The following is an 8,843-nucleotide window of genomic DNA, read 5'->3' as shown; positions in this document are numbered from 1 at the left end:
TTGGTTGTGGTGACTTAATTATATCAAAGATGGACGATTCTTTTTTATATTTTCTGTAAAGAAAGAGGTTGCCCAAAAGTAGCTATTCAGCTACTTTTGGGACAACCTCTTTAATAACTCATTTTGCTGTTTATTTTATATTAAAACCAGCGCTCAGTTACAACTTTTTTACGTGTATAGAATTGAACGCCATCTGTACCATTTGTACCTAAATCACCAAAGAATGACGCTTTATTTCCTGCAAATGCGAAGAATGCCATTGGTGCTGGAACGTTTACGTTTACACCGATCATACCCGCATCGATGTTATCACGGAACGTTTGTGCATGTTTACCGCTTGACGTATAAATAACCGCACCATTTGCAAATTTAGATTGATTTGTTAGTTTAATACCTTCTTCTAAATCTTTAACACGGACAATGCTTAATACTGGAGCGAAAATTTCATCTTGCCAAATTTTCATTTCTTGATTTACGCCATCAAAGATTGTCGCACCTACAAAGTAACCTTCTCCAACTTCTTCCTTAATTTTACGGCCATCTACTAATAAAGTAGCTCCATCTGCTACACCGCTATTAATATAGCCCAATACGCGTTCTTTATGAGACTCACGAATTAATGGTCCAACATAATTATCTTCGTGGAAACCGTCACCTACTTTTAACTTCTTCGTCTCTGCTACTAGTACGTCGATGAACTCATCTGCAATTTCATCAACTACTGCTACCACTGAACATGCCATGCAGCGTTCTCCGCTACTTGCAAATGCGGATCCAATTACACCTTGCACTGTTTTCTCAAGATTGCAATCTGGCATTACAATCGCGTGGTTTTTCGCACCAGCTAACGCTTGTACACGTTTTCCATGTTTCGTACCTGTTTCGTATACGTAACGAGCTACCGGCTCAGATCCAACGAACGAAACAGCTTGAATATCTTTATTTTCTAAAATGCTATTTACAACATCTTTTCCGCCTTGTACTAAATTTAGTACGCCTTTTGGAAAACCAGCTTCATAGAATAACTCTACAAGTCTTTCAGCCAAAAGCGGCGTTCTTTCAGATGTTTTTAATACGAATGTATTACCACAAGCAATTGCAAGCGGGAACATCCATAATGGAATCATCATCGGGAAGTTAAACGGCGTAATTCCAGCAACAACTCCAATTGGGTAGCGCCAAATTGATCCATCAATGCCGCTTGCAATATTCGGAAGTGCTTGTCCCATCATTAAATTTGGAGTAGATGTTGCTAGTTCTACTGCTTCAATACCACGTTGTACTTCACCAGTTGCATCCGTTAATGTTTTACCATTTTCTAGCGTAATGATTTTTGCAAGTTCTTCTTTGTTTTCTTGTAAAAGCTGTAAATATTTATACAATTGTCTTGAACGATTCGGAACTGGTACTTTAGACCATGTTTCGTATGCTGCTTTTGCCGCTTCAACAGCTTTTTCAACATCTTCTTTCGGAGATAGCGGAACGTAAGCGATAATTTTTCCAGTCGCCGGATTTGGAACTGCTTCTACTTCTGTACCAGTAGATTCTACCCACTCACCATTAATATGATTTTTTACTCGTTTAATTTCAGTTGTAATCATTATATTCTCTCCTTTTTTATGATGTTTATAAGTCTATTATTTTTGATTAGAAATTAATTGTTCACTAACTTTCTTATATAAAGCAGCCATATCGTTTTCACCATACCCAGCTTCACTCGCTTCTTCATATACGTTTAATAGCATTTCGCTTACTGGTAAGTGAAGCTCACTTTCTTTCGCTAAATCTACTGCAAACCCTAAATCTTTCTTTAATAAATTTACAGTAAAACCTGGCTCGTAGTTTTCTGATGCAATAAAACTTTTATAATTGCGCTCATAAATTCTACTTTGACCATAGCTTACATTTAAAATATCAAACATTTTATCTAAATCCATATTGTTCTTTTTCGCTAATGTTAAAGCTTCACTCACACCAGCTGTATAAAAACCAATTAATAGGTTATTAATTAATTTAACTGTTGTCCCACTATCAATTTGCTCACTAACATGGAAAATGTTCGCACCTAATACACCCATGATAGATTCCGTCTTTTCATATACCTTTTTTGATCCACCAACCATAAATGTTAATGTACGGTTTTCAGCTCCAATTACCCCACCACTAACAGGTGCTGCTAAAAAGTCTACTTTCTTTTCCTTTGCAGCTTCCTCTAACTGTTTGTTTAACTGTGGAGATACAGTACTTGTATCAATTAAAACTACATTCGAGTGACTATTTTCAAATAATCCTTCTTCGCCAAAATATACTGCTTCAACAGCGCGAGGTGAAGGTAAACTTGTAAAAATTACATCGCATGTTTCTGCTAGTTTTGAAATTGATAAGCCGATAATTCCGCCTTCTTTTTCAAAAGAAGCTTCAGCATTTTTATTTAAATCCACACCATATACTGTGTAACTTGATTTAACTAAATTTTTAGACATCGGAAGACCCATGTTACCTAAACCGATAAAACCAATCTTTTTCATATCGCTTTCCTCCTATTTACACAATATACTTTCCGCGATTTATAATAGCTTTCGCAATTTCTCTCTTTTTTGTAAATACGTTCGTGTATAAAGGCACTAATAATTGACGAATTTCAGTTAAAATCACGTGTCTATCTTGTTCTTCTGTAATAGCCGCGGAAAGTATAGAAATCGCTGATTCTTCTACTTTGCGATAGCCTTCTTCACAAATAACGTCAGTTATCATTTGTTTCGTACGCTCTTTTTCTGCACCATTTTTACTAATTGCTTTACTCGTACGTAAAAATGCTGATTCCATGACGTACACGTCCGTTAACATATTTGATAATACACGTGAATATTCTTGCTCTTGATCAATTTTTAAACCTGGAGTTTTAGAGAGCGTTTTCAAAGATTGTTTCAACAATTTTTTCGCTAATAAAATGTAACGATGGTTTCTTTCGACATTTTCTACATCAATCTCTATTTCAGTATCTTCAATTTGTTCCATTTGCTTCATTAACATTTTGGCAACTGTTAATCTATTAATTTCGTTCGTCCCTTCAAAAATACGACTAATTCTAGCATCACGGTATAATCGTTCTACTTCATACTCTTGCATATAACCGTAACCACCATGAATTTGTACAGCTTCATCTACGATATGACCAAGTGTTTCAGAAGCATTTACTTTATTCAGTGCACATTCAATTGCAAATTGAGACATTTTCTTCATAAGATCTTCATCGCTCTCATGAATTGCTTCATCAATTACACCTGCTGTACGATACGCTGCACTTTCTGCTCCGTATGTAGCAATGATCATATTTGCAATTTTCTCTTGAATCATCGTAAAGTCTACTAATTCCGTTTGAAACTGTTTACGTTCTTTTCCGTATTGAACGGACAATCCAATTGCTTGCTTTGCTGTTCCAATATTTCCAAAGGCAAGTTTTAATCTAGCAAAGTTAAGAATATTAAGAGCTACGTGATGCCCTTTCCCAACTTCCCCTAAAACATTTTCAGCAGGTATGACAACATCTTCTAAAATAAGGGTAGCCGTTGAAGAACCTTTAATCCCCATTTTCTTTTCTTCTAGCCCAATAGATACCCCTTCACATGTTCTTTCGACAATAAACGCTGTCATTCCTTTATTTGTCTTCGCAAAAACAACGTATACATCTGCCATATGAGCATTTGTAATCCATTGCTTTTCACCATTTAGCTTCCAAGCAGTACCATCTTCATTTAATACTGCACTCGTTTTTGCACTTAAAGCATCAGAACCAGCATTTGGTTCAGTTAAAGCATAAGCGCCAATCCATTCTCCAGACGCAATTTTCGGCAAATATTTTTCTTTTTGTTCTTTCGTTCCGTAATATATGTAAGGCAATGTACCTACACCTGCGTGTATATTAAATGAAACGCTAAATGCACCAGCGTATCCCATTTTTTCTGCTACAAGCCCTGAAACTGCCTTTCCTAATTCGAATCCGCCATATTCTTCTGGAACCTCGATACTTAATAATCCAAGTTCTCCAGCTTTCTCAAACAATTGACGAGAAACTTTATAGTTATGTTGTTCAATATTCTCCATTTGTGGAACAATTTCTTGTTTAACGAATTGTTCTGTCGTTTTTGCGATTAAATCTTCATCTCCTGAAAAATCTTCTGGCGTAAAGAAAGCATGATTCACATCTTTATTAAGTGAAAAAAATTCATCCCACGGTAACTTCGTTTTCTCCATCTGAATCCCCCTATCATTTCGGCCTTACTTACTACTACATATGCTCGTCTACGATGAGTGGAATATCTTATTTTTGAAAACAGAAGGCGATGAATTTTCACATCAAGCAGTTCGTCTTGCTAAAGATGTATTCTCATCGCCTTAGTTGTTTTATCCCGCTTTAATGGGCAGTAAGACCCCCGCCTCAAAATTCAGCGAAAGCAAAGAAGTTAGGCGGGGGATCAACTGCCCATAAAAGTCCGATTGGTTCAACTAATAATCAGTGGGGGATGAAGAAAACCCCCACTGATTAAAGTTTCACTTTATCTATTGATCCTCTGATAATACTGTTTTTGCAATTCCAGTATCTAGTTCTTCAAAGTCATGATATGAAATTGTTTCATATAACTCACTTCTCGTTTGCATATTAGAAAGTGCATCTTTTTGAGAACCAGTTTCCTTAATTAAAGTAAACACATTCTCATACGCTTTCGCTGCTACACGAAGTGAAGTTACAGGATAAATAACCATTTGGAAGCCCATATTCGCAAATTCCTCTGCACTATAATACGGCGTTTTCCCGAACTCAGTCATATTGGCAAGTAAAGGTGCATTTACTTTACTATTAAATAGACGGAACTCTTCTTCTGATTGAAGCGCTTCTGGGAATATTGCATCTGCACCTGCTTTTACATAGGCGTTTGCTCTTTCAATCGCTTCATCCAAGCCTTCTACGCCGCGAGCATCTGTGCGCGCTACAATATATAAGCTCGGTGCAACTTCTTTAATCGCTTTAATCTTTTGAACTAATTCTTCTGTCGTAACGAGTTTTTTACCATTTAAATGTCCACATTTTTTTGGTAATTGTTGATCTTCAATTTGAACAGCTGCTACTTTCGCTTCCACCATTTCTACTGCTGTTCTCGCTACATTTAGGACGCCACCGAATCCAGTATCAATATCAACAAGAACTGGTAAGTCTGTAGCTCTTACTAGATCTCTTGCTCTCTCTGCTACTTCAGTAGACGTCACGATTCCTAAATCAGGTAGTCCTTTACTTGCAGTATAAGCAGCTCCTGATAAATAAAGAGCTGAAAAACCTATATTTTTCGCAACAAGAGCTGCCATTGCGTCATGAGCACCTGGAATTTGCAAAATTTCATTTGCTTCTACTAAAGCTCGGAAGCGATTCGCAAGCTCTTCTTGTGTTGACTGTTTATTCACAACCCAAGCCATTCTAAATTCCCCCTATTATTAAATTAAGAATAGATCTACAAATTCATTTACATTCATATTTTCTAGTTTCTCTTCATTTAAACAAGCTTCATGAATTTGTTCTTGTTGCTTACTAGAATAATGACCTGCCATATTTGCAGTGAATTTTTGAACAACTTTTGGAATTGCTTCGTCTCTACGGAAACGGTGACCAAGTGGATATTCACATTCCACATTTTCTGTTACAGTTCCATCTTTGAAATGAACTTGAACAGCGTTGGCGATTGAGCGCTTGTTCGGGTCAAGGTAATCTAAACTGTACTGTTTATTTTCAACAACAACCATCTTATTACGTAATTCATCTACACGTGGATCATTTGCTACTGCATCCTCATAATCATCCGCAACGATATCCCCTTTTAATAAACCAATTGCCGTAATGTATTGTAAGCAATGATCACGATCCGCTGGGTTATTTAATGGACCTTCTTTATCAATAATACGAATTGCTGATTCATGCGTTGTAATTGTAATACGGTCAATTTCATCTAATTTTCCTTTAATTTCTGGATGTAATTTCACAGCACATTCTGCAGCTGTTTGTGCATGGAATTCTGCTGGATATGAAACTTTAAATAATACATTTTCCATTACATAAGAATCTAATGGTCTTGCTAATTTTAATTCTTGTTTATTGAATAATACATCTTGGAATCCCCAGCCCGGTGCAGATAATGCCGTAGGGTAACCCATTTCACCTTTTAGAGCAGTCATTGCAAGATGAACACCGCGGCTCGTTGCATCACCTGCTGCCCATGATTTACGTGATCCCGTATTTGGAGCATGACGATATGTACGAAGACTAGAATTATCAATCCATGCATGTGATAATGCATTAAAGATTTCTTCACGTGTTCCGCCAAGCATTTTCGCAACTACAGCAGTTGTTGCTACTTTTACGTATAATACGTGGTCAAGACCAACTCTGTTTAAGCTGTTTTCTAAAGCAAGTACACCTTGAATTTCATGTGCTTTAATCATCATTTCTAATACTTCACGTACTTTTAACGGTTCTTTTCCTTCTGAAATACGAACACGGCTAATATAATCTGCCACAGCTAAAATTCCGCCTAAGTTATCAGATGGATGTCCCCATTCTGCTGCAAGCCAAGTATCGTTATAGTCTAACCAACGGATCATACAGCCGATATTAAATGCACCTTTCACTGGATCAAGTACATATGACGTACCTGGTACACGTGTACCATTTGGCACGATTGTTCCTGGTACAACTGGTCCTAATAATTTCGTACATTCTGGATATTGTAATGCTAAAATTCCGCATCCAAGTGTATCAAGTAATACGTAACGAGCAGTACTGAATGCTTCTGCACTTGTTACCTCTTTATTTAATACATAATCCGTAATCTCTTCTAATAATGCATCTTTTTGTTTAATTTCATTTGTTTTAATCATGCTATCCTTCCCTTTCTGTCGAAAATTCGTTATTATTAATGATGGGTGTCGGTCAAACACCCATCTGGCGGGCGGTGCTAACAACTCCCCAGTTGTTCTTATTTACTAAGCACATGTCGCTCGCCAATATAATTTACACGTGGACGGAACAAACGATTGTTCGCATGTTGCTCAATAACGTGCGCACATAGTCCTACTGTTCTAGAGCTAAAGAAGATTGGTGTGTACAGTTGAATTGGAATACCAAGCATCCAATATACTGGAGCTGCGTAATAATCAAGGTTTGGATAAATTCCTTTTTCCTTCTCCATAATCTTTTCTCCAGCTTCACACATTTCATATAGTGTATAATCACCTTTCACATCACATAACTGCTTTAAAGCTTCCTTCATCATTAAAGCTCTTGGATCCATCTTCTTCATATATACACGGTGTCCAAAGCCCATAATTTTTTCTTTGTTATATAGTTTCTTCTGTAATAACTCTTCAAACTTTTCAACATTACCAGCTTCTAAAAGCATGTACATAACCGCTTCGTTCGCACCGCCATGTAAGCTACCTTTTAAAGATGCAACCGCACCTGTTAAAGCACCATATAAGTCGGATTGTGTAGATGCAATAACGCGCGCTGTAAATGTAGAGTTTGGCATTTCATGTTCACTATATAAAACAAGGGAACGATCAAAGATCTTCTCCTCAAGTTCAGTTGGTTTTTTACCTGTTAACATATAGAAGAAATTCGCACTATATGATAATTCCTTAAGTGGTTCGATTGGCTCTTCATTATTTAAAATATGATAGCTATTCGCTACAATGTTTGGTACTTTACTCAATAATTTGTATCCGCGGCTTTTGTTTACTTCTAACGAGCGGTTTTCAATATCATTATCGTAACCAGCTAATGCGGACACACCTGTACGCAATCCATCCATAGGGTGCGTTTCTTTCGGTAATGCCTTCAGTACGTTGAATACACCTTCTGGTACCGCGTATTCTTCTTTTAATTTCTTTTCAAGTGTTGCTTTTTCATCCTCATTCGGTAGATGTTCTTCCAATAAAAGGTGCACAATGTCTAAATACTCTTTTGTTTTTGAGAGTTCGATTAAATCATACCCTTGAATTACAATTTCACCTTTCACTGTGTCAAGAAACGAGATCTTCGTCTCCGCTGCCACTATACCATCTAATCCCGGGGAAAATTTTTCTTCAGCTTTCATCATTATTTCCTCCAATCCTAATAGATCTTCGTGCACATAACTGTAAGCCTTTACAATATTGTGAAACTACATTTCTATTTCAATGTATCAGAGTTTTTAGAAGATTTCAATTTATTTTATAATAATAAGTTTCCTATACTTTTACCGATGTAACAATACAGTTTTTCAACAATAATTTTCATAGTTTATAAAGAAAGGACAGACTTCTCTTTATTTATCTTTAAAACAAAATATAAAGTTAATTCATATAACCCAGTTAAATATATACCTACTTTACAATTCCTTTTACTAAATAAAAAAACGAGCTGTATTCATATACAACCCGTTTTTTGCATTATATTTATTTCACTATTCTCTAAATATAATTTCCATATAAAATTTATTTATTTTTAATAAAGTTATTATTTTACGTAATTAAATTGAATTTCTTCCATTTCCTCATGATAACCTACAACTAAATCATAGTTTTGAAAGTACCAAAGATCATCAACATCCACAAAAAATAAAATACCTTCTTTCTCAACTGACACAATTTCCCCAGCTGCTTTCTCTGTAACAATCCCTAAAGAATAGCCTGGCTGGATGGAGCTATCTCCTCCGTACCTTACATTAAACCGTATAGATTCACCATGCTTTATACGTAATTCTTCTTTAAACCATTGTAGAGCTTTATGATCAATTGAAATTTCCATCTTTGTTCCT

At 36.2% G+C, this 8,843-nt stretch carries 7 protein-coding genes; all 7 read right to left on the bottom strand.

The features are described 5' to 3' along the window. Positions 1-140: 140 nt before the first annotated feature. Positions 141-1,601, bottom strand: coding sequence for a CoA-acylating methylmalonate-semialdehyde dehydrogenase (locus MR070_RS13940; protein WP_000633358.1), 1,461 nt, complete (start codon positions 1,599-1,601; stop codon positions 141-143). Between the two features lie 36 nt (positions 1,602-1,637). Continuing rightward, on the bottom strand, positions 1,638-2,528 hold the full coding sequence (locus tag MR070_RS13935; protein ID WP_000719437.1) for an NAD(P)-dependent oxidoreductase: 891 nt from the start codon (positions 2,526-2,528) through the stop codon (positions 1,638-1,640). A gap of 16 nt (positions 2,529-2,544) precedes the next feature. Next, complete coding sequence (locus MR070_RS13930) at positions 2,545-4,254, bottom strand: acyl-CoA dehydrogenase family protein (RefSeq protein ID WP_000416019.1); 1,710 nt, start codon at positions 4,252-4,254, stop codon at positions 2,545-2,547. 306 nt (positions 4,255-4,560) lie between these two features. Continuing rightward, complete coding sequence (gene prpB / locus MR070_RS13925) at positions 4,561-5,469, bottom strand: methylisocitrate lyase (protein ID WP_242261487.1); 909 nt, start codon at positions 5,467-5,469, stop codon at positions 4,561-4,563. A gap of 18 nt (positions 5,470-5,487) precedes the next feature. Further along, on the bottom strand, positions 5,488-6,924 hold the full coding sequence (gene prpD, locus MR070_RS13920) for a 2-methylcitrate dehydratase (protein WP_000598131.1): 1,437 nt from the start codon (positions 6,922-6,924) through the stop codon (positions 5,488-5,490). A 98-nt stretch (positions 6,925-7,022) separates the two neighbouring features. Beyond that, positions 7,023-8,144, bottom strand: a complete 1,122-nt coding sequence (mmgD, locus tag MR070_RS13915) for a citrate synthase (RefSeq protein WP_001987369.1) — start codon at positions 8,142-8,144, stop codon at positions 7,023-7,025. 398 nt (positions 8,145-8,542) lie between these two features. Further along, positions 8,543-8,833, bottom strand: a complete 291-nt coding sequence (locus MR070_RS13910) for a HesB/YadR/YfhF family protein (RefSeq protein WP_242261486.1) — start codon at positions 8,831-8,833, stop codon at positions 8,543-8,545. Positions 8,834-8,843: the final 10 nt, after the last annotated feature.

The sequence above is a fragment of the Bacillus cereus group sp. BfR-BA-01453 genome (assembly GCF_022662915.1).
Taxonomy (GTDB): Bacteria; Bacillota; Bacilli; order Bacillales; family Bacillaceae_G; genus Bacillus_A; species Bacillus_A paranthracis.
The sequence above is the reverse complement of the archived record's forward strand: the minus strand, read 5'-3'. Positions and strand labels throughout refer to the sequence as shown.

Bases quoted from the DNA above. Each gene is read 5' to 3' on its own strand.
- prpD (WP_000598131.1), bottom strand. From the start codon at position 6,924: ATGATTAAAACAAATGAAATTAAACAAAAAGATGCATTATTAGAAGAG.
- MR070_RS13930 (WP_000416019.1), bottom strand. From the start codon at position 4,254: ATGGAGAAAACGAAGTTACCGTGGGATGAATTTTTTTCACTTAATAAA.
- prpB (WP_242261487.1), bottom strand. From the start codon at position 5,469: ATGGCTTGGGTTGTGAATAAACAGTCAACACAAGAAGAGCTTGCGAAT.
- MR070_RS13910 (WP_242261486.1), bottom strand. From the start codon at position 8,833: ATGGAAATTTCAATTGATCATAAAGCTCTACAATGGTTTAAAGAAGAA.
- mmgD (WP_001987369.1), bottom strand. From the start codon at position 8,144: ATGATGAAAGCTGAAGAAAAATTTTCCCCGGGATTAGATGGTATAGTG.
- MR070_RS13935 (WP_000719437.1), bottom strand. From the start codon at position 2,528: ATGAAAAAGATTGGTTTTATCGGTTTAGGTAACATGGGTCTTCCGATG.
- MR070_RS13940 (WP_000633358.1), bottom strand. From the start codon at position 1,601: ATGATTACAACTGAAATTAAACGAGTAAAAAATCATATTAATGGTGAG.